Source organism: Ochrobactrum sp. PL_is501, assembly GCF_055816895.1.
On sequence record NZ_JBVPGR010000036.1, the window covers coordinates 130,191 to 154,290 of the forward strand.

Genomic DNA, 24,100 nt, shown 5'->3' on the forward strand with positions numbered 1-24,100 from the left:
TTAACTTGTTGCCCTATCGCACAGCCTCGGCTCTCCTTCAAGCAATTGCAGTGAAAAAGCCGGGCATTGTCACTTTACTGCCGCAAAGAGACAACACCCGGCTTCAAACGATTGAAGACCTGTTCAGGCTTGTTTGCGTTTTTGCAGGAATTCTTCCAGTTCCGTGTCGCCGCCCTCCGGCAGCATGATCCGTACGTGAACATAAAGATCGCCGCGCCCGCCAGCTTTCAGCGGAAGACCTTTTTCCTTCAGGCGCAGCACGCGATCGGAACTTGACCATGCCGGTATTTTCACCGCAATCCGCCCGTCGAGCGTTTCAACCTCCTGCCTGCCGCCAAGCACCGCATCTGCAAGCTCGACCGGCAGGTCTACATGCACGTCACGGCCTTCCAGGCGAAACCGCGGATGCGCCTTGAATTGGATAGTGACCAGCGCATCGCCTGCCGTTCCGCCCATCAAGGTCTCGCCCTGCCCTTTCAGGCGAATGGTCTGGCCGTCTTCGACATATTTCGGCAGTTTGATCTTGAGGTGCTTGCCGTTCGGGAAAATCGCTTCGACCTTCTCCGCGCCTGCGGCCTGTTCCAGCGTAATATCGATGGAGGCGGAAAGGTCTGCCCCCTTGGATGGGCCACGCTGCCTTGCGCCGCCTGCCCTGCCCCCGCCGCCGAAAGCGCCACCAAAAAGATCGTTCAGGATATCTTCTGCGCCGCCGAAGCCACCGCCCTGCTGAAAGCCGCCGGGGCCGGAACGAAATTCAAAATGGCTGTTGCCGCCGCCCTGCCGGAAACCGGCGAACGGGTCGCCATGTGCGCCGCCGAAGCCCTGTCCGCCTGTGAAGCCCTGGAAAGCGGGCTTGCCCTCGGCGTCGATCTCGCCGCGATCGAATTGCCCGCGCTTGTCCTTGTCACCCAAAATTTCGTAGGCTTGATTCAGTTCTGCGAAGCGCTCCTGCGCCTTCGGATCGTCCTTGTTCTGATCCGGATGGTGCTTTTTGGCCAGCTTGCGAAAAGCCGATTTTATTTCATCGGGCTTCGCCGTTTTGGCGACGCCCAGCACGCTATAGGGATCGCGCATATAGTTCCTCTTTCAGGAAAATGACTGTGAGATGAGTAAGACTCGTTGCCCATAATATGCGCATCTGTCTGGAAAAGTTCCAGTCAGGTCAGGCTTTTCTTTTCAGATCGGGGCGAACGAAGTCACGGTCCATTGACCGCCGCGCTGCATGCAGGTTTCGCCGCGATAGATGGAAACGCCGTCAAAAGCTTCGCGCGAGGTTTCGAACTCGCGGCAGAGCTGATTGTTCTTGCTGTTTTCGGCAATTGTCGTGATCGTGCCCTGGCTACCCGTATCGGGATTGGCCCACGGTACGGGCTTCTTGCCCCATTCCGTAAAATTAAGCGCAGAAACCACGTTCTTTATCGCGGATTGGTCGGAAAGCTTGCCGGTATCGGTTTCGACTGGCTGTGCATGCTTCACGGAACCGGTGATCGTTGAAGAATCAGGGACGGCTTTTTCAATGCTCACGCCACCCATGGCGCAACCGGCAAGCGAAAAAAGGCATATGCCGATCGCAGCCTTGCGCAGCACATTCGCGCCGCAGCCGAGGCTCCAGAGATTATATTTGTTGCGAAGCGTCTCAACGGCCAACGCTATTCCCTTATTTCTACACGCTTAAGATGCAGAGATTATGAGTGAGCTTGAGTTAACAAGCGGTGTGCCGGAAAGGTAAACAAATCGGAATCGGAGCACAACGGCCACTCCCGCAAATTATTCAGCCGTCAAAGGTTGTTCCCGGCTATCCATTTTCTTTGGGCAGCCACCGCTCACCCAGGGACCAGCTGCCTTTCAGAAAAAGGAGAATCTGGGACATTCACCGTCGTCGTGCGGGTGGCATAGCCGTTTCGGCCTGCCTGCTTAACCTTGTAAAGCGCCAGATCGGCCCGCGCAAAAACGTCGAGATCACTCGTTTCGTTACCCGGTTCCTCGCTCGCAATGCCGACGCTCACCGTCAAGATGAGTTTCCGGCCATTGAAAACAAGCGGCGTATGGTTGATAGCCCCGACGATTTCCCGTGCGATTTCCGTCGCTTCCTGTTCATGCATTCCAGGCAGCAGAATCGAAAATTCATCGCCTCCAAAGCGTGCCAGCACGCCGCGCCGATTGAGGACATCGACTCCAATATCGGCAAAATGCACGAGGGCCTGATCGCCCAGCGCATGGCCATATGTGTCGTTCCATTGCTTGAAATTGTCGATATCGATCAGCATGACGGTATAAGCCGCCCCGTCTTCGCTGAATGCGAGTTCCGCCCTCGCCAGCCTTTTCATGAAATGGCGGCGGTTCGGGAGTCCGGTCAATTCATCGGTCTCGGCGACCTTTGCCATATCGCCGTGCAGGCGATTCATCGCCATGACGATAAAACCGAAATTCCAGATCATGCCGCTATAGATCACGCAGACGAGCGCATAACTCTCAATAGCAAAATAAAGCGACTGGTCGAATTCTCCCGCCCATGCGGCGATGTTCAGCGATGTCTCGATCGCATGCCCGATGATGCCAAGCAAAAAAGCGACGATGGCGATACGGCCGCCGAGACCGAGGCTCTTTTGCCGCGCCAGGTAAAACACCGTCATCGCCATGGGCGCCGACTGGCCCACCGCATAGGCGATGTTGCGCCCCTGCCAGCTTGCATGAAACGCGGCCATGACGGCGAAACTTGCGAGCGATATTCCTATTGCCATCCGCCAGCCGCCTCTCTGACCGTAGAAATGGCGCGCGCCGATGTAGGCCAGACAAAATCCGTAGATGATGATGGTGTTGCCGATGACAGCAGGCCAGAACGCCCCCTCATTGCCCTGCAGCGAAAGAACGAAGCCTCCGACAAGCAGAAGTGCCGTCGAAAGAAGCCATATCCGGGCCGGCCTGAACTTCCGATAAGAGAAGGCGATAGCGGTCCAGATTATACAGACCGTCAGTGAATTTAAAAATATGACTATATAGAGCGTCAGGAAATCGAGTTCTGGCATAGCCCCTACCTTGACCGGGCGCCCTACAAGAAGTTGTGTGTCAAGTAAAGCCATGCAGGCCCTGCGACGACACATCCCGGCAAAGCGATGGACAAAACGGCGGTTATCGAAGAAGCTCCCCTTAGACTCCGACTGCGGGGATTCTTTGGCAGGATGCCCCACAAATTTCCGACAGGCTGTTGAAAATCCAAAATGACAAACGCAAGCGATGACTTCACCGAATCCTCCCAGCCGTTCAAGCTCTTTGCCGACTGGCTGGCCGATGCCAAACAGAGCGAACCGAACGATCCGAATGCGGTCGCGCTGGCGACGGTTGACCCCGACGGCCTGCCCAATGTGCGCATGGTGCTGCTGAAGGATTTTGACGAGCAGGGCTTCGTCTTCTACACCAATTATGAAAGCACCAAGGGCAAGGAAATCCTGTCGGCGGAAAAGGCCGCGATGTGCTTCCATTGGAAGACGCTGCGGCGTCAGGTACGCGTGCGCGGCGTGGTGGAGAAAGTCAGCGACGCCGAAGCCGATGCCTATTACGCCTCGCGCCCGCGCGGCAGCCGCATCGGTGCATGGGCATCCAAACAGTCACGTCCGCTGGAAAGCCGGTTCGCGCTGGAAAAGGCAGTCGCGGAATATACCGCCAAATATGCCATAGGCGATATTCCTCGCCCGCCCTACTGGTCGGGTTTCCGTATCCGCCCGGTCTCGATTGAATTCTGGCATGACCGGGCCTTCCGCCTGCATGACCGCGTGCTTTTCACGCGGCCGACGCCGGAGGGCGACTGGAACAAGGACAGGCTCTATCCCTGATCCGACAAAGCAAGGCCACCGTTTCCGGTGGCCTTCTTATTTATACCAGCGGCTTGACCGCTACCCACAGGCTTCCGACAACAAGCCCGAGGAAGATCAGCCAGCCCACGATATTGTTGGATTTGAACAGTTTCAGGCACTGGTCGGGATTGTCGATATCGAGCACGATGATCTGGCGATAGAGATGCACGCCTGCGGCGAGCAATCCGGCAAGCGCTGGCATCGGCACCTCAGCCACGGCGAAAGCTGCCGCGAAGAAGCCGATAGCCCCGCCATAGAGGACCATCAACGCCGTCTTGGTGTGCTTGCCGAACAGGCGCGCCGTGGAGCGCACGCCCACCAGCGCGTCATCTTCCTTGTCCTGATGTGCATAGATCGTGTCATAGCCGATCGTCCACAGGATAGCGCCACAATAGAGCAGCACCGGCGGAAGCGCGAGCGAGCCTTCCACCGCGGCCCAGCCCATGAGCGCGCCCCATGAGAAAGCGAGACCAAGCACGAATTGCGGCCAGTCGGTAATTCGCTTCATGAAGGGATAGGCGGCGACGATCAGAAGCGAGAAAATGCCAAGGCCGATGGAAAACCAGTTGAATTGCAGCACCACCACGAGGCCTACCAGCGCCTGCAAGACCAGAAACAGCTTGGCCTGACTGCGTGTGACCTGCCCCGATGGCAGCGGACGCGAGCGCGTGCGGTCCACCTTGTCATCAATATCCTGATCGACAAGATCGTTATAGGTGCAGCCAGAACCGCGCATGGCGATGGCGCCGACCAGAAACAGAAACAGATGCCAGATAGAAGGCATGACGGCCCATGCTCCATCGCCGGGTTTTGCGCCTGCGCCCGCCACGAGCGCGGCCGACCACCAGCATGGCCAGAGCAGAAGCTGCCAGCCGATGGGACGGTCCCAGCGGGCAAGCTGCGCATAAGGCCACAGCCAGTGCGGCAGGACGTGATAAACCCAATGGCCGGACGGAGCATCCTTCACCCGCCCACGCGCCATGCGCGACTGGATATCGGAATTCGCCTGTGGTTGCTGCATGACCGCCTGCTTTCTCGAAACTGAACGACTCTACCCGCTTTTTCTGCAAAAAACGCGAGCCTGCCCTTGCCCGCGTGTGCGATGGGCAATACAGAGCCGGGTTAGTTAAGTGTTTACTTACCTCAAGCACAGGGAGCAAGGCATGAAAGTTCTGTTGATCGGTTCCGGTGGACGCGAGCACGCTCTTGCATGGAAACTTGCCGCCTCTCCCCTGCTCGAAAAGCTCTATTGCGCACCCGGCAATCCGGGTATTGCGACGGTCGCCGAGCTGGTCGACATCAGCGTCGATGACCACAAGGCGCTGATCGCCTTCACCAAGGACAAGAAGATCGACCTCGTGGTGGTCGGGCCGGAAGCGCCGCTCGTGGCTGGCCTCTCCGATGAAATGCGCGCTGAGGGTATCCGCGTGTTCGGCCCCTCCAAGGCTGCGGCACAGCTTGAAGGCTCGAAAGGTTTTACCAAGGATCTCTGCGCGCGCTTCGATATTCCAACAGGCGCCTATGGTCGCTTCAACAATGCGCCCAAGGCCAAGGCCTATATCCGCCAGCAGGGTGCACCCATCGTCGTCAAGGCCGACGGGCTTGCCGCAGGCAAGGGCGTGGTCGTGGCGATGACACTCGATGAAGCCCTCGATGCGGTCGATGCCTGCTTCGAAGGCGCGTTCGGCTCTGCCGGTGCAGAAGTGGTGGTCGAGGAATTTCTGGACGGCGAAGAAGCAAGCTTCTTCTGTATCTGCGATGGCAAGACCGCTTTGCCGCTCGGCTCGGCGCAGGATCACAAGCGCGTCGGCGATGGCGATACCGGCCCGAATACCGGCGGCATGGGTGCCTATGCCCCCGCTCCGGTGATGACGCCGGAAATCGTCGAACGCACCATGCGCGAACTGATCGAGCCAACGATGCGCGGCATGGCCGAAATCGGCGCGCCGTTCTCCGGCATCCTGTTCCTCGGCCTTATGATCGGCAAGGACGGCCCGAAACTGATCGAATACAACACCCGTTTCGGTGATCCGGAATGCCAGGTGCTGATGATGCGCCTGGATAGCGACCTGCTGGCACTCATCAATGCTGCCGTGGACGGCAAGCTTGATGAAGTCTCGCTCAACTGGAAAGACCGGCCGGCGCTGACGGTGGTGATGGCTGCGGAAGGCTATCCTTCCAATGTGAAAAAGGGCAGCGTGATCCGTGGCCTCGACAAGCTCGAAGGCATGGATGGCGTCAAGGTATTCCACGCAGGCACGGCGGAGAAGGACGGCAACATCATTGCCAATGGTGGTCGCGTGCTGAACGTCACGGCAATCGCCGATACGGTCGCCGAAGCGCAGGCCAAAGCCTATGAAGCCGTGAAACGCGTCGACTGGCCGGAAGGCTTCTATCGCTCCGATATCGGCTGGCGTGCTGTCGAGCGTGAGAAACAGTCCTGACATCGCCGATCGGCCTCATCACCCCGCAATAATCCTCTTTTTTTAAGCGCCCTCGCCCTTGCGGCTGAGGGCTTTTTGCCTGTGGATGGCCGCCCGCCATCCCATCACGATGACGTGTATCGAAAACATTGACGTTTACGTAATAAGCCGATAGCTCTTATGTCGGATAGCCGTTTTGGCGCCTGCCGGAATGCGAACAGCGCCGATGCAGGGGGCTTCTGAGGAGAAGCTAGTGGTCTGATTCCAACATTTGCATCCCTCGGTTCAAGCGCCGAGCAAATGTTGGAATCAAAAAGACCACTAGTAACTTCATGTATCTAGTGGATTTTTCGAATTTGACGTTTGAAACAACCTGTGGGTCAGTCGGGATGCAAACGTCAAATTCAATCCACTAGCAAATCATATTTGGAGGAAAGATGTATCGCGCGCCGGTTTCTGAAATTTCCCATACGCTGATGAAGGTTGCAGGGCTGGAAAAAGCTCTTGATGACAACCGTTTCCCTGAATTTTCCGCCGATCTGGCGGAAGCCATTCTGGATGAAGCCGGCAAGTTTGCCTCAGAGCGCGTCGAGCCTCTGCGCATCACCGGCGACAAGCATGGCGCGACCGTCAAGGACGGCGTCGTCACCACCGCGCCGGGCTGGAAGGAGCTTTACCGCGACTGGATCGCAGGCGGCTGGAACTCGCTGACCGGCACGCCGGACTATGGCGGCCAGGGCCTGCCGACAATGATGTCGGTGGCAGTCAGCGAAATGTGGAACTCCGGCACGCTGGCCTTTGCCATTGCTCCGACGCTGACCATGGGCGCGGTCGAAGCGGTTGAGAAGCACGCCTCCAAGGAACTGAAGGACATCTATCTCGAAAAGCTCATCAGCGGCGAGTGGATGGGCACCATGAACCTCACCGAACCGCACGCAGGTTCCGACCTTGGTGTCCTTCGCACCCGTGCGGAACGTGCCGGTGACGGCACCTACCGCATCTTCGGCCAGAAGATTTTCATCACTTATGGCGAACATGACCTGACCGACAATATCGTGCATCTGGTGCTGGCGCGCCTGCCCGATGCCCCGGCTGGCACAAAGGGTATTTCGCTTTTCCTCGTGCCGAAGTTTCTCGTCAACGAGGACGGGTCGCTTGGCCGCCGCAACGATCTGTTCTGCTCCGGCCTTGAGCACAAGATGGGCATCCACGCCTCTCCGACCTGCACCATGATCTATGGCGACGGTTTCGTGAAGGGCGAGGAACAGGGCGCGGTCGGCTACCTGATCGGCGAGGAAAATCGCGGGCTGACCTGCATGTTCACCATGATGAACAATGCCCGCCTTCTGGTCGGCATTCAGGGCGTCGGCGTGGCCGAAGCCGCCTATCAGCAGGCGCTTGCCTATGCCAAGGAGCGCAAACAGGGCCGTGCCATCGGCGCAGACCCCAAAGGCGGCATGAGCCCGATCATCGAGCACCCGGATGTTCAGCGCATGTTGCTGACCATGAAGGCGCTGACGCAGATTGCCCGCTCCATTACCTATTCCTGTGCGCATGCCATCGACATGAGCCATGCGACGGACGGCGCAGACCAGCAGTTCTGGTCGGACCGCGCCGGGCTGCTGACGCCGCTCGCCAAGAGTTTTGCGACCGATGCAGGCGTGGATGTCGCTTCGCTGGGCGTTCAGATTCATGGCGGCATGGGCTTCATCGAAGAGACGGGTGCGGCACAATTGCTGCGCGACGCCCGTATTACCCCAATCTATGAAGGCACCAACGGCATTCAGGCCATCGACCTGGTGATGCGCAAGCTGCCGCTTGGGCAAGGCGAGCACATCAAGGGCTTTCTCGCAGAATTGCAGGCAGATGCCGACAAGGCCAGCGCATCCAATCGCCCGGAACTGGGCGAAACCGGCGCGCGTCTTTCCGAGGCAATCGCGCAAGCCCGCGAGGCCACCGAATGGCTGCAAAAGGCTGTGGCGGAAGGACAGCTTGAGGCTGCCCTTGCCGGAGCCACGCCTTACCAGCGCCTCTTGTCGCTCGTTTCAGGCGGCGCCTATCTCGCGCGTGCAGCGCTTGCCGGTGACGATAGCGGACGTGCGGTTCTGAGCCGCTTCTTCGCGGAAAACATGCTTGCCGAAGTGTCCTCGCTGAAGGACACCGTCATCACCGGCGCCGCCAGCCTTGCCGCCGCCAAATCCGCGCTGGAGGCGTAAGCATGAGCGAACATATCCTGATCGAGCGCAATGGCGCGATCCAGATCATCCGGCTCAATCGGGCCGACAAGAAGAATGCCATCACGCGCGCTATGTATGCCACCATGGCAAAGGCGCTCAAGGATGGCGACGCCGATGACGCGGTGCGTGTACATGCGTTTCTCGGCGTTCCGGGGGCGTTCTCATCCGGCAACGACATGCAGGATTTCATGGTCGCGGCATCGGGCGGCGATCTCGGCAACGACATTCTGGATTTTCTGGGTGCTCTTTCCAGCGCGAAGAAGCCTATCGTTTCCGGCGTCGACGGGCTGGCTATCGGCATCGGTACTACGATCCACCTGCATTGCGATCTGACATTTGCAACGTCGCGCGCCCTGTTCCGCACGCCGTTTGTCGATCTCGGCCTTGTACCGGAAGCGGCTTCCAGCCTGCTGGCTCCACCGCTGATGGGACATCAGAAGGCATTCGCTCTCTTGGCGCTTGGCCACGGTTTTAGCGCCGAAGCTGCACGGGAAGCCGGTATCGTCTATCAGGTCGTTGCCGACGATGCACTGGAAACGGAAGTGATGAAGGCAGCGGAAGAAATCGCCTCCAAACCGCCGCAGGCCATGCAGATTGCCCGCGCGCTGATGCGCATGCCCGCTGAAAAAGTTTCCGAACGCATTGCGCGTGAAGCCAGGCATTTCGCCGAACGGCTCACTTCGGATGAAGCCCGCGAGGCTGTCATGGCATTCCTCAGCCGCAAAAAATAAACCCGAACGTCTTTTTCCGGGCGCATCTTTTTCCGAAAACCGGTTTCCACTTTTCGGGATGCGCCCCAAGACATTCGGGGGCTTTTTGGAGGTCAGCCAAATCTAGTAATAAGCCATTCTAACCGAGTGGCTTATTCAATTCCAAAGATCAGTTCCGCGCAATGATTTCCTTGCCCGAGATCACCAGACGAACGCCAAGCGTACCGGTCTTGCGGCGGGCGAGAAAACGCGGACGGCGGCGGCGCGGCTCCTGCCCCTGACGGCGAGCCTGCGGCTCGCCGCTGCGGACCGCGCCGGTGCTTTTGTAAAGCGGGCGGGCAACGCCATCTTCCTCGACCAGCATCATCGGCAGGTTGAAGCTTGCGGCCCAGGCGCGCCAGTCGGCGGCAACATCAGTCAGATCATGTGCGACAAGCAGGGGAACGGAAAGCTGCGGATCTTCATGCATCAGTTCCAGCGTCACCGTGATTTCGCCAAACTCATCTTCCACCGCGCGAGCGGCAACGCCGACAAATGCGTTGGCCGGAAGAGCGATGGACATGGGCAGGCCGCTTGACGGCAGAACCTGCCGGATCACCGCGCCGCGCTCGTTGATGGTGAAGGTTACATCGGTGCGCCCGTCGTGGGTTGCATAGGTCACGACCTGCGGAAAGTGAAACGGATCGAGCCGCAATTCCCGTCCTGCCCAATCGGGCTTCAGTCCCTTGCTCATCATTTTCGACGCCTCTGTCTCTCTGTCTCTTTTGTCTCGGGAGCCGGTTATTCCAACTTCCCTTGTCGAGCTTTTGCTCTTTGTTGAGATGGAGAATAGGCGCTGATCCTTACCTATGAGCTTAATGAGTTGGGTTAACTTTTCCCTGCCTTTTCCTTTGGTTAGCAGAATGCAACCAGGGGTAAGAATTCGGAAATTCTTCTGAAGAAGCGTTTACTAAAACAAACGGACGGTAAACACCGCCCGTCTTGTTTCCGTAATATTGCGGCTTTTACAGAACCTTGCCGGGGTTCATGATGCCCGCCGGGTCGAAGGCCGCCTTGATGCGGCGCATCAGGTCGAGCGCAATATCCTGCTTGAAGAAGGCCAGTTCCTCGCGCTTCAACTGGCCAATGCCGTGTTCCGCCGAGATTGAGCCGCCATAGCTCGCAACGATCGTGTGGATACGATGGTTCAATTCGTGCCAGCGTGCAAGGAAGGCTTCCTTGTCGGCGCCCACCGGCTGCGAAACGTTATAATGCAGGTTGCCGTCACCGATATGGCCGAAGCAGACGACGCGTGCACCGGGGATCATTTCCAGCGTCGCGGCATTGGCTTCATGGATGAAGGCAGGGATGGAAGCGACCGGCACGGAAATATCGTGCTTGATCGAGCCGCCCTCCGGCTTCTGCGCCCAGGACATTTCCTCGCGCATCTTCCAGAAGGATTGCGCCTGAGCCACGCTTTCGCCGATGGCGGCATCCTGAATAATATCGTTCTCGAATGCTTCGGTAAGGATCGTTTCCAGCGTCGTGCGCGCATCCTCTTCCGAGCGGGAGGAGGAAATGTCGATCAGCACATACCAGTCATGCGGGCTTTCGAGCGGATCGCGCACGCCATCGACATGGCGCACGGTGAACTCCACGCCAACGCGCGGCATCAGTTCGAAGCCGGTCAGCGACGGACCTGCATGTTCGGTCGCAAGCTGGAACAGGCGCAGCACATCTTCCGGGTTGCGCAGGCCCGCATAGGCCACGCCCTTGCCCTTCGGCTGCGGGAAGATTTTCAGCACCGCTGCCGTGATGACGCCAAGCGTGCCTTCCGAGCCGACAAACAGGTCTTTCAGGTCGTAGCCGGTATTGTCCTTCTTTACATAACGAAGATCGTTGAGAACCTCGCCGGTCGGCAGCACGACTTCAAGCCCAAGGCAAAGCTCGCGCATATTGCCATAGGCTAGCACAGCCGTGCCGCCCGCGTTCGAACCAAGATTGCCGCCAATCTGGCAAGAGCCTTCGGCACCCAGCGACAGCGGAAACAGGCGACCGGCCTTTTCAACGGCATCCTGAAGGTTTTTCAGGATCACGCCAGCTTCGAGCGTCACCAGATTGCCGACCGTATCGAGATTGCGGATGCGGTTCATGCGGCCCAGCGACAGAATGATGGCCGTACCGCTTTCATCGGGTTGCTGTCCGCCGACGAGGCCCGTATTGCCGCCTTGCGGCACCACAGGCGTCATGGTTTCGGTGGCAAGCTTCATGATCGCCGCAACTTCTTCCGTCGAACCGGGGCGAAGAACGAGCGGCGTGCGGCCATGATAAAGATCGCGCTGCTCAACGAGATAAGCGGCGAGGTCTTCCGGCGCGGTCAGCGCGTTCTTTTCACCCACGATGGCGGAGAAGCGTTCGATCAGAGCGGTGTCCAGCATAGTCTGTCTCTTGAATTCAAAGGGAGGATTAGCGCGGGGCCGCCGCGCGTTTCAAACGGTCGTTGATGGCCTCGCCGAGACCGTCAAAAGGGATTGGTTCGACAGCGATGGTGGTGACACCCGTTGCATCAAGCCTGCGCATGAAATCGAACAGATTGGCCGCTGCTTCACACAGATTGCCACCTACACTCAGGTTCATGATCGTTGCGGCGCTTTCTGCACCGGCCACGCGCTGCGGGCCAAAGGCAAGCAGCGCCTCACCCGGCTTCACCGAACCGACATTGAGCCGCATTGCCGCGTCAGGCGCATAATGCGAGGCCATCATGCCCGGCGCCTGAATTGCGGAAGTGTGGTCGGCGCGCACCAGCTTTTCACCGATGACAGCCTCGATTTCTTCCGCGGCCAGCCCGCCCGGACGCAGAAGATGCACCCTATCGCCGTCAACCTTGACGATGGTGGATTCGACGCCGACGCCGCATGGACCGGCATCGAGGATCAGATCAAGCTTGTCGCCGAGATCGACCGCGACAGCATTGGCGCTTGTCGGGCTGATGCGGCCGGACGTGTTGGCGCTCGGTGCCGCCACCGGACTATCCAGCTCCCCGATAATATCGCACACACGGCCAAGCGGCATACGGATAGCCAGCGTTTGCAGTCCCGCCGTCACAAGCGGATGGATGGGGCGATCCGTATCCTGTTTGTCTTTCAGCGGCAGAACGATAGTCAGAGGGCCGGGCCAGAATATTTCCGCGAGCCTGCGCGACAGGACGTCGAAAGTGACATAGCGCTCGGCCATGGCGATGCCGCTTACATGGGCGATCAGGGGATTGAATTGCGGGCGTCCCTTGGCTGCGAAGATTCCGGCCACACCCTCGCCGTTCGAAGCGTCGGCGGCGAGGCCATAAACGGTTTCGGTCGGAATGGCGACGAGACCGCCGCGCCGCAGCACCTCCACTGCGCGCTGGACTGCCTCATCATCGAATTTGACTATATCGGACACTGGTTTTCCGCCTCTCGGGCGTCCCAAGTTAAGCCCGTTCTGCCTACACAAGCTCAAGCCCCTGCGCAAGCAAGCTCAGAGCTGCTGGAGACACAATCACGGCAAGACGATCACAATTACGCATGAAAAATTGCGTTTTGTTAGGTTTTTCCGGGCATGGTGATTTTATTCATGCGTGAGGTGAATAATGTTATCGCGATTTATCGCTATTTCGCTGACGGCCATCGGACTGCCCGCAATTGCTTTCGCAAACGGAAATGAAAGCGCGCCAACAACCTATCAGGTCGGCTCCATCGATTATATCGGCTATGACAAGATTGGCGCCAACGGCCTGCCGGTCTGCGGCCCTTGCGCGGAGAAGAAGGCTGCGGAACTCGACGCACAGAAGGCAATCGAAGCCCGCCGCAAGCGCGCCCGCGCCTATATGGCGCGCATGCAAGGCCAGCCTGTCCCGGACGACCTGCTTGAACCCGCCGCCACGCCAGCGGAGGATTTTGACCCCGCCAAGCCAGTGCGTGTCGTCGGCGATGCCTGGGCCGTGGCATCCGGCGAAACCGACCTCGGCTCCCTCGAACTCAGACCCGGTTTAAAATAAGCAAAATGACGTCGCCGCCTCGCTCCTCATCTTGGGGAGGCGGCGTTGTGCATTTTCCCTCAGCCCTTCGAGATGCCTCCCTTCGACAAGCTCAGGGAGGCTCCTCTGAATGAGGGAAAGATGTCGCTTGGGCTGAGTTATCAGCCGGCGATTTTCGAGAAATCAGCCACCTTGCCAGTGGCCGTACGGATCAGGTCGAGCAATGCCAAGCGATTGGCGCGGACATTCTCGTCTTCGTCATTGACCAGCACCTTTTCGAAGAACGTATCGACAGGACCGCGCAGCTTTGCGAGTGCCAGCATCGCGCCGTTGAAATCCTCGCGGGCGATGGCAGCTTCTGCCTCGGTTGACGCCAAAGTAACAGCTTCGAACAATGCCTTCTCTTCCGCTTCACGCAGCAAAGCTGCATCGACGCGGTCAGCGACCTTGGTGCCTTTCTTTTCCTCGGCTGCAAGAATATTGGCGGCGCGCTTGGTGCCAGCCAGAAGGTTTTTGCCGTCTTCCTCGTTGATGAAGACGATCAACGCTTCCAGACGGCGCGCGACCAGCAGCAGATTGTCGGCTTCCGGCGTCAGCACGGCGTCGATGGCGTCGTAACGTGCGCCCTCTTCCTTCAGATGCACCTTGAAACGATCATGGAGGAAGGAGAGGAGATCGGCCAGCACCAGCTCGGACGATGCTTCCGCCTCGGCGCGAGCCTGCTTTTCATAGCTGGCCAATGCGTTGTCCACATCCTGCTCGCCGTCAACATCGCCGGAGTTTTCCGCAGCAAGTTTGGCTTCAAACTCGCGCAGCTTGCGCTGGACCTGACCTTCTTTCAACGCAGCAAAGGCCGAACGGAAGAGCGGCAGCAGCGAGAATTTCCATTCCTGCGACAACAGCAGACGGATCACGCCCAAAGCCGCACGACGCAGCGCATAAGGGTCTTTCGAGCCGGTGGGCTTTTCGTCAATCGCCCAGAACCCGACCAGCGTGTCGAGCTTGTCGGCCAGAGCCACAGCAACCGAAACCGGGTTCTTCGGCGCCACGTCCGACGGGCCTTGCGGCTTGTAATGTTCCTCAAGCGCTGCGGCGACGGCTTCGTCTTCGCCCTGAAGCAACGCATATTTGCGGCCCATGGCGCCCTGTAGCTCGGGGAACTCGCCCACAACTTCCGTCTGAAGATCGGCCTTGGCCAGAACAGCGGCACGGGTGGCAAGCTTCGGATCGGCACCGACCAGCGGCGCAATCTGCGCGGCCAGTTCGCGAATGCGCTCGACGCGCTCGCCTTGCGTGCCAAGCTTGGCGTGGAAGGTCACATTCAGCGCATCCAGACGCGCCATGCGCTGATCAAGCGGCTTCTTCAGATCGAGACCGAACTTCTGCGCCGAAGCGGCCAGCTTGTCGAGGTCGGGCAGATCATGCTGATCGGTGTGCCAGAAATAGAGCGCATCCGACAGGCGCGCGCGCACCACCTTGCCGTTGCCGTAGGCGATTTCCGTACCGCCATCGCGGGCCGCGATGTTGGACACCAGAATGAACTTGTTGGAAAGCGCTTCCGCCTCGCCCTGCTTGCGGGTGACGAAGCACTTCTGATTGGCGCGGATGGTGAGGCGGATGACTTCCGGCGGAATGGCCAGAAATTCCTCCTCGAACTCGCCCATCAGCACGACTGGCCATTCAACGAGACCCGACACTTCTTCCAGAAGCCCATCGTCCTCAACCAATTCAAGACCGGAAGCGAAGGCGAGATTATGCGCGTCCTGCGAAATGATTTCCTTGCGGCGCTCGGCGTCGAGCACCACGAAAGCCTTTTCGAGCTTTTCGACATAATCCTCGAAACGGCGCACCTTGATTGCCTGACCGTCGCTCAGGAAACGATGACCATAGGTGACGTTATCCGACTTGATGCCGTCGACATCAAAATCGATGATCTGCGTTTCCTCGGTTTCAGGGCCGAAGGTGCAGAGGATCGATTGCAGCGGGCGCACCCAACGGAGCGAACCGGGCTTCGCCGAAGCAGCGCCCCAGCGCATGGATTTCGGCCATGGGAAGTTGCGGATCGTCTGCGGCACCAGTTCGGCGATGATTTCTTCTGCCGCGCGGCCGGGCTTCGTCAGATGAGCGACGTAGAAATCACCCTTCTTCGGATCGGAGTGCACATGCGCCTGCGATACATCCGTCAAGCCTGCCTTGCGCAGAAAACCCTGAATTGCCTGTTCCGGGGCTGTGACCGACGGGCCCTTGATATCCTCATGCACGTCCTTGGAACGCACGGTGAGACCGCGAATGTCGAGCGCCAGACGGCGCGGCGTCCAGTACGCGGTTGCGGCTTCATAGGTCAGGCCAGCATCGACCAGACCATCGGTGATCATCTTTTTCAGATCGCCTGCGGCCTTGCGCTGCATGCGGGCTGGAATTTCCTCGGAAAAGAGTTCGAGCAACAAATCAGGCATATCACTCGCCCTCACGCTTGAAATTGAAACCACCGGCATCCGTCAACAGAAACGCCTCGCCGCACTGACGCGCAAGATTTCGCACACGCAAGATGTAGCTCTGGCGTTCAGTGACCGAAATCACGCCACGCGCATCCATCAGGTTGAAGACGTGGGACGCCTTGATGCACTGGTCGTAGGCCGGGAAAACGCATTTATGGAGAGAATTTTCACCAGTGCTGCCAGCTTTCAGAACGGCTTCGCATTCGCGCTCCGCATCGATGAAGTGCTGATGCAGCATTTCGGTATTGGCCATCTCGAAATTGTAGCGGGAATATTCCTGCTCGGCTTGCAGGAACACGTCGCCATAGGTGACCTTCTCGTCGCCTTCGAGACCATTGAAGTTGAGGTCGTAGACATTGTCCACGCCCTGCACATACATGGCGAGGCGTTCGAGACCATAGGTCAGTTCGCCCGAAACCGGCGAGCATTCGATGCCGCAGACCTGCTGGAAATAGGTGAACTGCGACACTTCCATGCCGTCGCACCAGCATTCCCAGCCGAGGCCCCACGAACCCGTCGTCGGGTTTTCCCAGTCGTCCTCGACAAAGCGCACGTCGTGGAGGTTCATGTCGATGCCGATGGCCTTCAGCGAACCGAGATAGAGTTCCTGCAAATTGGGCGGGCTTGGCTTCAGAAGAACCTGATACTGGTAATAGTGCTGGAGACGGTTCGGATTTTCGCCGTAGCGGCCATCCTTCGGGCGGCGCGACGGCTGCACATAGGCAACATTCCACGGGCGCGGTCCGAGCGCACGCAACGTCGTCGCCGGGTGCAACGTACCCGCGCCCACTTCCATGTCGTATGGCTGCAGAATGGCGCAACCTCGCTCAGCCCAATAGTTATGGAGCGTCAGGATCAAACCCTGAAAGGAACGGGTGGGATGCATATGTGCTGGCAACGTACTGGACACGGGGTCGGGCCTCGTAATTGAAATGATGGCCCGGTCTAATTTGTCAGCACGGCAGGGTCAAGCACAGGCTGCCGGTTTCGGTGTCACACCACCCTGAAACCGGCAGCCCGAAGCCGTTAATCCGTTGTCGGCTTTTCAGGAGTCGTGCCGGAAGGTCCGGCAGGCGCAGGCGATGGAGCGGGTGCTTCCGGCTTTTGCTCAACAGGCTTTGCCGCATCGGCGGAAGATTTCCCCGGAATATCCGGCAAGCCTTTCTTGAGCTTTTCCTCGATCTTGGTCAGCTCTTCAGGCTCCGGCTTGCCTGCAATGGCATGGTTCCACTGGAACGTCGCTTCGAGAAGACGGCCGACGCGCCAATAGGCGTCGCCCATATGGTCGTTGATCGTCGGGTCTTCCGGACGAAGCTTGACCGCCTTTTCCAGTTCGATCACCGCTTCCGGATAGCGGCCAAGCATGTAATAGGCCCAGCCGAGCGAGTCGACGATATAACCGTCCTGCGGGCGCAGTTCGACCGCCTTCTTGATCATGCCCAGCGCTTCATCGAGATTCTCGCCGCGATCCACCCAGGAATAACCAAGATAGTTCAGCACCTGCGGCTGGTCGGGATAAAGCTCCAGCGCCTTGCGGAAATTGGGTTCTGCCTTGTCCCATTCCTTCAGGCGTTCATAGGCTATGCCGCGCTGATAAAAGACCGGCCAGTCCTTGCGCTCCGGCGTCTTTATCTGCTCGACAGCAGCATCGTAGATCTTCGCCGCATCGGCGAAATTCTTGTCCTGCGCATAGACGCCGCCGAGCGCCAGATAGGTGCGCATGTCCGTCTTGTCGCGGTCGAGAAGAATTTTGAGCTGCTTGATGGCTTCCGCCGACTGGCTGTTTTCGGCCAGATTGAGCGCGCGCTGCATTTCGGCATCGCGGCGGTAAGGCGATTTCTCCGGTACGCGGCCATAATATTCGATGGCCTTTTCCGGCTGACGCAATTTCGCGGAAATATCGCCCAGCTGATAAAGCGTCGCATCATTGTCGGGGCGCAGCGGCAGCGACATCTGCAGATATAGCTTTGCAAAAGCTTCCGCGCCGCTGCGGTTGATCGCGGTCCCAAGCGTATAGAGCGCTTCGGCGGCACCTTCCTGAGCGGTCTTGATCAGGCGTCCGTATTTTTCGCCTGCCTCGATCTTTTCGCGCATTTCGGTGATCGTCATGCGGCCGTTGAGAAGTTCCTCGGCATCTTTCAGCGTCTTGATCGCGCCTTCCTTGTCGCCCTGACGGAGCTTGAAGGAGGCATAGGCCATCACGATGCGTTCATAAGTGTCAGGTGCAGCGCTTCCGCCCGGCCTGTCATCGACGGCCTGCTGGTAGAAATCACGCGCTTCCTGCTTCTGACCAGCAAGATCGGCAATCAGCGCGGAATTATAGGTGCGGAACAAGCCGTACCATTCCGGCCCCTGCATCTTCTGAATGTCGGCGAGCGCCTGTTTGGGGTTGCCCTGCCCGACCTTCACCCATGCATTCATGAAGCCGGTCGCAAGGCGATCCATATCGGATTGCATCGACAGCATCAGAAGCGGCCCGACCTTGCGATATTGCTTGCGGTTCATGGCGTCGATGGCCAGCGCCACCCGCGAAAAACGCTCGATGTCCGGGATGTTCTTCAATTCTTCCGCCAGCGGCAGGGCGTCCTTGAAACGGCCTTCCGTCAGCAGAACCAGCAGCAAATCCTGTTTGATCTGCGCATTATTCGGATCGAATGCCATGGCCTGTCGATAAAAATCGACGGCAGCGGCGAGATTATTATCGGATTCGGCAGTGCGTCCGGCAAGATAGGCCCCGGCGAACGACCCGGCGCGAACAGGAGGCGGTACGGGATCGGTTGTCGCCTTGGCCAAAGCACCGCTTGTCGGGATCGCTATTCCCGCCAGAAGCGAGAGCAGCAAACCATAAAGCGGGCGGTATTTCGATCCTTGCCGCATAAAGCCCTATCCTCTTCTCAAATCCCTGTGACAGATACCGGCAAGTAAACCCCCAAGAGCCGTGCAGGCTGTCTCTTTGCCGGAAAAGGCACCCCAAGCATGGCCTTTTTGGGATGGCGGGGCAAGAAAAGCATCCGTGAGAATGCTTTTCCTGAGTATCGGCGCTGGCCGGAGTGTCGCAATAACTGCCGGTCAGTTCACGCGGCTGATGCAGAAATCGATGACTTCGATCAGCGCATCCTTCTGGGGCGTTGCTTTCAGGGGCGCCAAAGCATCGCGAGCAATTTCGCCGAAATGCCGCGCGCGCTGCACCGTGTCGGCAATCGCGCCGTGCTTCGTCATCAGGCCGATGGCTTTTTCGAGCGAGGCGTCGTCACTGGCGCCGTCTTCGATCGCGTTCTTCCAGAACGCGCGCTCGTCGTCGGTGCCGCGGCGATAGCTGAGAATCACCGGAAGGGTGATCTTGCCTTCGCGGAAATCATCGCCGGTATTCTTGCCCAGATCGACCGCCGAGCCGCCATAATCCAGCGCATCATCGACAAGCTGGAAGGCAAGGCCGAGATTGAGGCCGTAGTCGCGCAAGGCTGCGCGATCCGCCTCCCGCGCGCCTGCGATGATGGGGCCAACTTCACCCGCCGCCGAGAACAGCGCCGCAGTCTTGGCCTTGATGACCGCCAGATATTCGTCTTCGGTGGTTTCCATGTTCTTGGCGGCGGCAAGCTGCATCACTTCGCCTTCGGCAATCACCGAAGCCGAGGTTGCCAGAACGTCAAGCGCATCAAGCGAACCGACATCGACCATCATCTTGAAGGCCTGCCCCAGCAGGAAATCGCCGACGAGAACGCTCGCCTGATTGCCCCAGATCATGCGCGCCGTGCTTTTGCCGCGGCGCAAATCGCTTTCATCGACCACATCATCGTGCAGAAGCGTGGCGGTGTGCATGAATTCCACGGCCGTCGCGAGACGCACATGGCCGTCGCCCTCGTAGCCGAACATGCGCGCTGCCGCGAGCGTCATCATGGGGCGCAGGCGCTTGCCGCCCGAGGAAATCAGATGATTGGCGACTTCCGGTATCATTTCGACATCGGATCCGGCGCGGGAAAGGATCATCTGGTTCACCCGCGCCATATCGGCCTTTGTCAGATCGACAAGCGGCTGAACCGATCCTTCCTGTTTCTTTTTACCGTCCAGATTCAGAACCACACCCAATGCCATTTCTCCTAGCTGCCCGGCCACACTATTAAAGCTGCCCGGATTGCTCAAGACGCAACTGCCCCCAAAGCGCCCTCAAAGCGTTACTATTCCAACGCCTGTTCACCATTGAAGGAAGCTGTTGTCAATGCGGTGCATTCGCTACAAACTGTTCAAATGATCGAACTTATGCGCACGAATGATTCCGTTCTGCTGTCCTTTGCCGAGGCCTTGATGAAAGAGGCCGGGATCGCTTATTTCATTGCCGACACGAATATGAGCATCATCGAAGGCTCTTTGGGCGTGCTACCGCGCCGGCTTCTGGTCAGCGAGGAGCAGCTTGAGGAAGCGCGGCAAATTCTGATTGATGCCGAGATGGAACACGAACTGCGCGATCAATGAATTCGGAAACAGGTTCGGAAACTGAAAATGAGGCCGCAGAAACGCTGGATGTGTTTCATCGTGGGGCATTTCATCTCGTCCAGCCCGCATTGAAAGGCCATCGCTCCGGCGTGGATGCGATGATTCTGGCAAGCGCTGTTCCAAACGGTTTCGCCGGGCGCGTGGCCGATCTTGGCAGCGGTGCGGGCGCTGCCGGGCTTGCCGTCGCCTCCCGCTGCCCCGGAGCCGCGATCACCCTCGTCGAGCGTTCCGGTTTCATGGCCGGTTTTGCCCGCAAGAGCATCAACCATCCACTGAATGCCGCTCTGGCAGGGCGCATCAGCGTGATCGAAGCCGACGTATCGCTCAAAGGCAAGGCGCGCATCGCCGCCGGACTTGCCGACAACAGCTTCGATTTCGCCATCATGAACCCGCCCTTCAACGAAGCGCGGGATCGCAGCACCCCCGATCCATTGAAGGCGGAAGCGCATGTCATGCCCGAAGGCATGTTCGACCAATGGGTGCGCACCGCGGCAGCCATCGTGAAACCCGGCGGCGGCATTGCCATCATCGCCCGCCCCGGTTCCATTTCTGCCATTCTCGAAGCACTTTCAGGACGGTTTGGCGGCGTGAAGATCGTCCCCGTCCAGCCACGGCCAGACGCGGCGGCAATCCGCATCGTCGCGACAGGCACACGCGGGAGCCGCGCGGGTCTTTCCCTGATGCCGGCGCTCATTCTCCATGGCGGCGAGGGGCATGGTTTCACGCCGCGCGCCGACGGCATCAATAACGGGCTTGATGCCCTCATTTAGAGCAAGCGTTTCACACTTTTCGGGATGCGCTCTGACTTCTCGGCTGGGCCAGCACGACCAGATTGCGGTCGGGGTCGCGCAATTTCAGAATCATCATATAGTCGGCGGCTTCGATATTTCCGGGGCGAATCCCATCGAATGAAAGCCGCGCATGTTCGGCCCGCACATCGCCGACGATCAGCGTCAGCGTACCGTGCCCCGCATCGGCCGGGTTCAGATAAAGCTGGAACCCCGCGCTTGGCCCATGATGCCATTCCGCCAGCCCGTCCATCGGCCGTGCATCGGGGTTGCGGTCGAAGATCGTCGCAAACCATTCCGTGCTGCGTTCAAGATCGGAACAGGTGAGCTGGGCAAAAATTGCTGTGAGCGCCATCGCGGTCTCCTCCCGGATCGGATAACACGGCAGCATTTCATAAGTTCCAACGACCCAGAACTTGCCTATTTCCATCAAGGCAGGTGATTTTGATTGAAACCCTATATTCGAGCCAATATTCCTAAACCGCAATTTTCGTTCTGCGGCTCCCCGCCGCCCTTTTCCGAAAACGCGCAGACAACAAACAGATAAGAACAGGCAACGGGAACCCATGAACCACAGCCCAGACAATAGCCGCCCCGTATCGATCATGCGGCGCTTCCTCGATAGTGAATCCGCAGGCGGCATAAGCCTCATGGCGGCGGCAGCACTCGCGCTCATCGTGGCGAACTCTCCGTTCTCGCACGTCTATTTCGAAGCGTTGCACCTCTATATCGGACCGCTCAGCCTTTCTCACTGGATCAACGACGCCTTGATGGCGGTGTTCTTCCTGCTCGTAGGCCTGGAAATCAAACGCGAGTTTCTCGACGGACAGCTGGCAAGCTGGCCAAACCGCATGTTGCCCGGCATTGCCGCCGCTGGCGGCGTCATCCTGCCAGCCATCATCTTTACCGCGCTCAACTGGCACGATCCCGCCAAGGTGCGCGGCTGGGCCGTGCCCTCCGCAACCGACATCGCCTTTGCGCTTGGCGTGCTGTCGCTGCTGGGATCGCGGGTTCCCTCCAGCCTCAAGGTGTTTCTGGCGACACTTGCCATTCTGGACGATCTTGCGGCGGTCGTGATTATCGCCATTTTCTACACGGCTGAAATCTCCCTGCCCTATCTTGGCGCGGCTTTCGCCGCCGCTCTGGTTCTGTTCGCCATGAACCGCATGGGCGTGATGAAGCTGCTGCCTTATCTGGTCGGCGGGGCAGCACTGTGGTTCTTCGTGCTGAATTCCGGCGTTCATGCAACGGTCGCAGGCGTGGTGACGGCGCTGATGATTCCGCTGAAACCCGCGCCCGGCAAGCCCGACGATATGACCTCGCCCCTGCATGTGCTGGAACATGCGCTGGCCAAGCCTGTCGCATTCTTCATCGTGCCTGTTTTCGGCTTCGCCAATGCGGGCATATCGTTCGCAGGTCTCGACGCCTCGGTGATGCGGGACACACTCACGCTTGGCATCATGCTCGGCCTCTTCATCGGCAAGCAGCTTGGCGTTTTCGGCGCAGCCTGGCTCGCCATCAAGACGGGCCTTGCCCAAAAGCCGCTCGGCGCGACATGGGTGCAGCTTTACGGCGTAGCGGTCCTGTGCGGGATCGGCTTCACGATGAGCATCTTCATCGGCCTCCTCTCCTTCCCGTCCGAACTCATGCAGGCCGAAACCAAGATCGGCGTGCTCGCCGGTTCAGGCCTGTCGGCGATTTGCGGCTATATTCTGCTGCGGCTGGTCACGAAGCCGAAAAACGCCTGACGAAACAAATACCGCCGCCCGGAAACAAATTTCCGGGCGGTTTTCTTTGTGTTTCCCATATTGCTCCCTACATTGCGGCTGAGAGATTTCAGTTCAGGAGTTCGCCTTGCCCGGTTTATTGACGCGTCTTGTTCCACGCCGCTTCCGCCCGGTTTCCATCGAGATACCAGTCGTGCGACTGCATGGCGCGATCATGTCCGGTGGCTCTGCCTTCCGGCCGATGCTCTCACTGGCGTCGGCGGCAGCGGTTCTTGAAAAGGCGTTCACCGACAAGGAAGCGCCTGCCGTTGCCATTTCGCTCAACTCGCCCGGCGGTTCGCCCGTGCAATCCCGGCTGATCTACCGGCGCATCCGCGATCTCGCCGCTGAACATCAGAAAAAGGTCTTCATCTTCGTCGAAGACGTCGCCGCCTCGGGCGGGTACATGATCGCGCTGGCGGGAGATGAGATCATCGCCGATCCATCGTCCATCGTTGGCTCTATCGGCGTTGTGTCGGCCTCGTTCGGTTTCCCTGAACTGTTGAAGAAGATCGGCGTTGAGCGCCGCGTCTATACGGCTGGCTCCAACAAGGTGACGCTCGATCCGTTCCAGCCAGAGAAGAAGGCTGACATCGAGCGGCTGAAATCGCTGCAACTCGAAATCCACGAAACCTTCATCGACATGGTGAAGGAACGGCGCGGAACCAAGCTTGCAGACGACAAAGACCTGTTTACCGGGCTGTTCTGGACCGGCATCAAGGCGCAACAGCTTGGCCTGATCGACGGGCTTGGCGACATGCGCAGCTTCCTGCGCAAAACCTATGGCGACAAGGTCAAGCTGAAGCTGGCTGAACAGAAGCGCGGCCTTTTGGGACGCAAGGTTCCCGGCGTGGATATGGCGCTTGGCAATCTTGAACCGGCTTCCATCGCCGCGCATCTGGGCGACGGCCTGCTTTCGGTAGCAGAGGAAAAAGCGCTTTGGGCACGTTACGGGCTTTGAATAATAATGGGAAAAATAACGTGCTTGCGAAAAACACCGCCGATTTTCCCACCAATGCTTTGAATTCCTTCGTTTCACCATGATATGGTGTCAAAAAGCGGGGCGGGCCGCTTCCCGCCCCTCCATGAATATACGGCGTTTCGGCCTTCGCGACCCGGCAATCCGATGCGCAACCTTAAGGACTTGAGGCCATGCCCCAGCTCATATTTCTGCTGCTGATCATCGCCGCCGCCTGGTACGGCTACCGCTCGTTCAAGCGTGAAGCCGCGCGCGTGTCGCAGCGCGTGCGTCAGGCGGAAAAGGAAGCGCAGAACCGGGCTCACGGCACATTGGTGCAAGACCCCAAGACCGGCGAATATTACGTCAAGAAGGACTGACCTTTCC

The 24,100-nt window shown here is 58.8% G+C and carries 22 protein-coding genes and 1 pseudogene; 11 read left to right on the top strand and 12 right to left on the bottom strand.

Annotated features, from left to right (window positions below):
- Positions 1-123: 123 nt before the first annotated feature.
- From AC0TOF_RS14010 to AC0TOF_RS14020, 3 genes are all read right to left on the bottom strand, one after another.
- On the bottom strand, positions 124-1,074 hold the full coding sequence (locus AC0TOF_RS14010; protein WP_122003178.1) for a J domain-containing protein: 951 nt from the start codon (positions 1,072-1,074) through the stop codon (positions 124-126).
- Between the two features lie 102 nt (positions 1,075-1,176).
- A complete protein-coding gene (locus AC0TOF_RS14015) occupies positions 1,177-1,587 on the bottom strand; it encodes an RT0821/Lpp0805 family surface protein (RefSeq protein ID WP_473768965.1) in 411 nt (136 codons plus the stop codon).
- A 236-nt stretch (positions 1,588-1,823) separates the two neighbouring features.
- Positions 1,824-3,026 carry a GGDEF domain-containing protein gene (locus tag AC0TOF_RS14020; RefSeq protein WP_473768712.1) on the bottom strand — a complete coding sequence of 401 codons (1,203 nt, stop codon included), beginning with the start codon at positions 3,024-3,026 and terminating at the stop codon, positions 1,824-1,826.
- A 192-nt stretch (positions 3,027-3,218) separates the two neighbouring features.
- Here AC0TOF_RS14020 and pdxH point away from each other — a divergent pair, with 192 nt between their 5' ends.
- The gene (pdxH, locus tag AC0TOF_RS14025; RefSeq protein WP_122003175.1) at positions 3,219-3,830 is read left to right on the top strand and encodes a pyridoxamine 5'-phosphate oxidase; all 612 of its coding nucleotides are present in this window, start codon (positions 3,219-3,221) and stop codon (positions 3,828-3,830) included.
- A gap of 40 nt (positions 3,831-3,870) precedes the next feature.
- On the opposite strand, the gene ubiA is transcribed toward pdxH, so the two are convergent.
- The gene (gene ubiA, locus AC0TOF_RS14030; protein WP_473768713.1) at positions 3,871-4,872 is read right to left on the bottom strand and encodes a 4-hydroxybenzoate octaprenyltransferase; all 1,002 of its coding nucleotides are present in this window, start codon (positions 4,870-4,872) and stop codon (positions 3,871-3,873) included.
- 142 nt (positions 4,873-5,014) lie between these two features.
- Here ubiA and purD point away from each other — a divergent pair, with 142 nt between their 5' ends.
- The 3 genes from purD (at position 5,015) to AC0TOF_RS14045 (ending at position 9,242) form a co-directional block, all read left to right on the top strand.
- Positions 5,015-6,295 (top strand): phosphoribosylamine--glycine ligase, encoded by a 1,281-nt coding sequence (gene purD, locus AC0TOF_RS14035; RefSeq protein ID WP_473768714.1) that lies wholly within the window; start codon positions 5,015-5,017, stop codon positions 6,293-6,295.
- Between the two features lie 416 nt (positions 6,296-6,711).
- Positions 6,712-8,490, top strand: a complete 1,779-nt coding sequence (locus AC0TOF_RS14040) for an acyl-CoA dehydrogenase family protein (protein ID WP_473768715.1) — start codon at positions 6,712-6,714, stop codon at positions 8,488-8,490.
- A 2-nt stretch (positions 8,491-8,492) separates the two neighbouring features.
- The gene (locus AC0TOF_RS14045) at positions 8,493-9,242 is read left to right on the top strand and encodes a crotonase/enoyl-CoA hydratase family protein (RefSeq protein ID WP_473768716.1); all 750 of its coding nucleotides are present in this window, start codon (positions 8,493-8,495) and stop codon (positions 9,240-9,242) included.
- A gap of 148 nt (positions 9,243-9,390) precedes the next feature.
- On the opposite strand, the gene AC0TOF_RS14050 is transcribed toward AC0TOF_RS14045, so the two are convergent.
- Complete coding sequence (locus AC0TOF_RS14050; RefSeq protein WP_122003170.1) at positions 9,391-9,957, bottom strand: DUF6101 family protein; 567 nt, start codon at positions 9,955-9,957, stop codon at positions 9,391-9,393.
- Here AC0TOF_RS14050 and AC0TOF_RS14055 point away from each other — a divergent pair.
- Positions 9,947-10,159, top strand: a pseudogene (locus tag AC0TOF_RS14055) (hypothetical protein). The gene AC0TOF_RS14050 and the pseudogene AC0TOF_RS14055 sit on opposite strands and share 11 nt — an antisense overlap.
- Positions 10,160-10,225: 66 nt before the next feature.
- Here the strand turns inward: AC0TOF_RS14055 and AC0TOF_RS14060 are convergent.
- Both AC0TOF_RS14060 and AC0TOF_RS14065 read right to left on the bottom strand, forming a co-directional pair.
- Complete coding sequence (locus AC0TOF_RS14060; RefSeq protein ID WP_473768717.1) at positions 10,226-11,638, bottom strand: FAD-binding oxidoreductase; 1,413 nt, start codon at positions 11,636-11,638, stop codon at positions 10,226-10,228.
- A gap of 28 nt (positions 11,639-11,666) precedes the next feature.
- On the bottom strand, positions 11,667-12,638 hold the full coding sequence (locus AC0TOF_RS14065) for an L-threonylcarbamoyladenylate synthase (protein ID WP_473768718.1): 972 nt from the start codon (positions 12,636-12,638) through the stop codon (positions 11,667-11,669).
- A 187-nt stretch (positions 12,639-12,825) separates the two neighbouring features.
- Between AC0TOF_RS14065 and AC0TOF_RS14070 the strand changes: the two genes are divergently transcribed.
- Positions 12,826-13,233: a hypothetical protein gene (locus tag AC0TOF_RS14070; RefSeq protein WP_122003165.1), complete on the top strand. Its 408-nt coding sequence runs from the start codon at positions 12,826-12,828 to the stop codon at positions 13,231-13,233.
- Between the two features lie 140 nt (positions 13,234-13,373).
- Here AC0TOF_RS14070 and glyS read toward each other — a convergent pair whose 3' ends face one another.
- From glyS to AC0TOF_RS14090, 4 genes are all read right to left on the bottom strand, one after another.
- Positions 13,374-15,668: a glycine--tRNA ligase subunit beta gene (gene glyS / locus AC0TOF_RS14075; RefSeq protein WP_473768719.1), complete on the bottom strand. Its 2,295-nt coding sequence runs from the start codon at positions 15,666-15,668 to the stop codon at positions 13,374-13,376.
- Between the two features lies 1 nt (position 15,669).
- A complete protein-coding gene (locus tag AC0TOF_RS14080; RefSeq protein ID WP_122003163.1) occupies positions 15,670-16,596 on the bottom strand; it encodes a glycine--tRNA ligase subunit alpha in 927 nt (308 codons plus the stop codon).
- Between the two features lie 140 nt (positions 16,597-16,736).
- Positions 16,737-18,587 carry a tetratricopeptide repeat protein gene (locus tag AC0TOF_RS14085; protein ID WP_473768720.1) on the bottom strand — a complete coding sequence of 617 codons (1,851 nt, stop codon included), beginning with the start codon at positions 18,585-18,587 and terminating at the stop codon, positions 16,737-16,739.
- A 192-nt stretch (positions 18,588-18,779) separates the two neighbouring features.
- Positions 18,780-19,796, bottom strand: coding sequence for a polyprenyl synthetase family protein (locus AC0TOF_RS14090; RefSeq protein ID WP_122003300.1), 1,017 nt, complete (start codon positions 19,794-19,796; stop codon positions 18,780-18,782).
- Between the two features lie 159 nt (positions 19,797-19,955).
- Between AC0TOF_RS14090 and AC0TOF_RS14095 the strand changes: the two genes are divergently transcribed.
- Positions 19,956-20,180, top strand: a complete 225-nt coding sequence (locus AC0TOF_RS14095; protein ID WP_122003301.1) for a putative signal transducing protein — start codon at positions 19,956-19,958, stop codon at positions 20,178-20,180.
- Positions 20,177-20,971, top strand: a complete 795-nt coding sequence (locus AC0TOF_RS14100; protein WP_122003161.1) for a methyltransferase — start codon at positions 20,177-20,179, stop codon at positions 20,969-20,971. Before AC0TOF_RS14095 ends, AC0TOF_RS14100 begins: the two co-directional genes overlap by 4 nt.
- 10 nt (positions 20,972-20,981) lie before the next feature.
- Here the strand turns inward: AC0TOF_RS14100 and AC0TOF_RS14105 are convergent, their stop codons facing one another.
- Entirely contained in the window at positions 20,982-21,344 is a 363-nt protein-coding gene (locus AC0TOF_RS14105) for a VOC family protein (RefSeq protein WP_473768721.1), read from the bottom strand.
- A 211-nt stretch (positions 21,345-21,555) separates the two neighbouring features.
- Between AC0TOF_RS14105 and nhaA the strand changes: the two genes are divergently transcribed.
- From nhaA to AC0TOF_RS14120, 3 genes are all read left to right on the top strand, one after another.
- Entirely contained in the window at positions 21,556-22,737 is a 1,182-nt protein-coding gene (nhaA, locus tag AC0TOF_RS14110; protein WP_122003160.1) for a Na+/H+ antiporter NhaA, read from the top strand.
- A gap of 106 nt (positions 22,738-22,843) precedes the next feature.
- Complete coding sequence (locus tag AC0TOF_RS14115) at positions 22,844-23,716, top strand: S49 family peptidase (protein ID WP_473768722.1); 873 nt, start codon at positions 22,844-22,846, stop codon at positions 23,714-23,716.
- A gap of 191 nt (positions 23,717-23,907) precedes the next feature.
- Positions 23,908-24,093: a hypothetical protein gene (locus AC0TOF_RS14120; protein ID WP_122003158.1), complete on the top strand. Its 186-nt coding sequence runs from the start codon at positions 23,908-23,910 to the stop codon at positions 24,091-24,093.
- Positions 24,094-24,100 lie beyond the last annotated feature (7 nt).

Coding starts and splice junctions, on each gene's coding strand:
- AC0TOF_RS14010 (WP_122003178.1), bottom strand. CDS start 1,074: ATGCGCGATCCCTATAGCGTGCTGGGCGTCGCCAAAACGGCGAAGCCC.
- AC0TOF_RS14020 (WP_473768712.1), bottom strand. CDS start 3,026: ATGCCAGAACTCGATTTCCTGACGCTCTATATAGTCATATTTTTAAAT.
- pdxH (WP_122003175.1), top strand. CDS start 3,219: ATGACAAACGCAAGCGATGACTTCACCGAATCCTCCCAGCCGTTCAAG.
- ubiA (WP_473768713.1), bottom strand. CDS start 4,872: ATGCAGCAACCACAGGCGAATTCCGATATCCAGTCGCGCATGGCGCGT.
- purD (WP_473768714.1), top strand. CDS start 5,015: ATGAAAGTTCTGTTGATCGGTTCCGGTGGACGCGAGCACGCTCTTGCA.
- AC0TOF_RS14040 (WP_473768715.1), top strand. CDS start 6,712: ATGTATCGCGCGCCGGTTTCTGAAATTTCCCATACGCTGATGAAGGTT.
- AC0TOF_RS14045 (WP_473768716.1), top strand. CDS start 8,493: ATGAGCGAACATATCCTGATCGAGCGCAATGGCGCGATCCAGATCATC.
- AC0TOF_RS14050 (WP_122003170.1), bottom strand. CDS start 9,957: ATGATGAGCAAGGGACTGAAGCCCGATTGGGCAGGACGGGAATTGCGG.
- AC0TOF_RS14060 (WP_473768717.1), bottom strand. CDS start 11,638: ATGCTGGACACCGCTCTGATCGAACGCTTCTCCGCCATCGTGGGTGAA.
- AC0TOF_RS14070 (WP_122003165.1), top strand. CDS start 12,826: ATGTTATCGCGATTTATCGCTATTTCGCTGACGGCCATCGGACTGCCC.
- glyS (WP_473768719.1), bottom strand. CDS start 15,668: ATGCCTGATTTGTTGCTCGAACTCTTTTCCGAGGAAATTCCAGCCCGC.
- AC0TOF_RS14080 (WP_122003163.1), bottom strand. CDS start 16,596: ATGCATCCCACCCGTTCCTTTCAGGGTTTGATCCTGACGCTCCATAAC.
- AC0TOF_RS14085 (WP_473768720.1), bottom strand. CDS start 18,587: ATGCGGCAAGGATCGAAATACCGCCCGCTTTATGGTTTGCTGCTCTCG.
- AC0TOF_RS14095 (WP_122003301.1), top strand. CDS start 19,956: ATGATCGAACTTATGCGCACGAATGATTCCGTTCTGCTGTCCTTTGCC.
- AC0TOF_RS14100 (WP_122003161.1), top strand. CDS start 20,177: ATGAATTCGGAAACAGGTTCGGAAACTGAAAATGAGGCCGCAGAAACG.
- AC0TOF_RS14105 (WP_473768721.1), bottom strand. CDS start 21,344: ATGGCGCTCACAGCAATTTTTGCCCAGCTCACCTGTTCCGATCTTGAA.
- nhaA (WP_122003160.1), top strand. CDS start 21,556: ATGAACCACAGCCCAGACAATAGCCGCCCCGTATCGATCATGCGGCGC.
- AC0TOF_RS14120 (WP_122003158.1), top strand. CDS start 23,908: ATGCCCCAGCTCATATTTCTGCTGCTGATCATCGCCGCCGCCTGGTAC.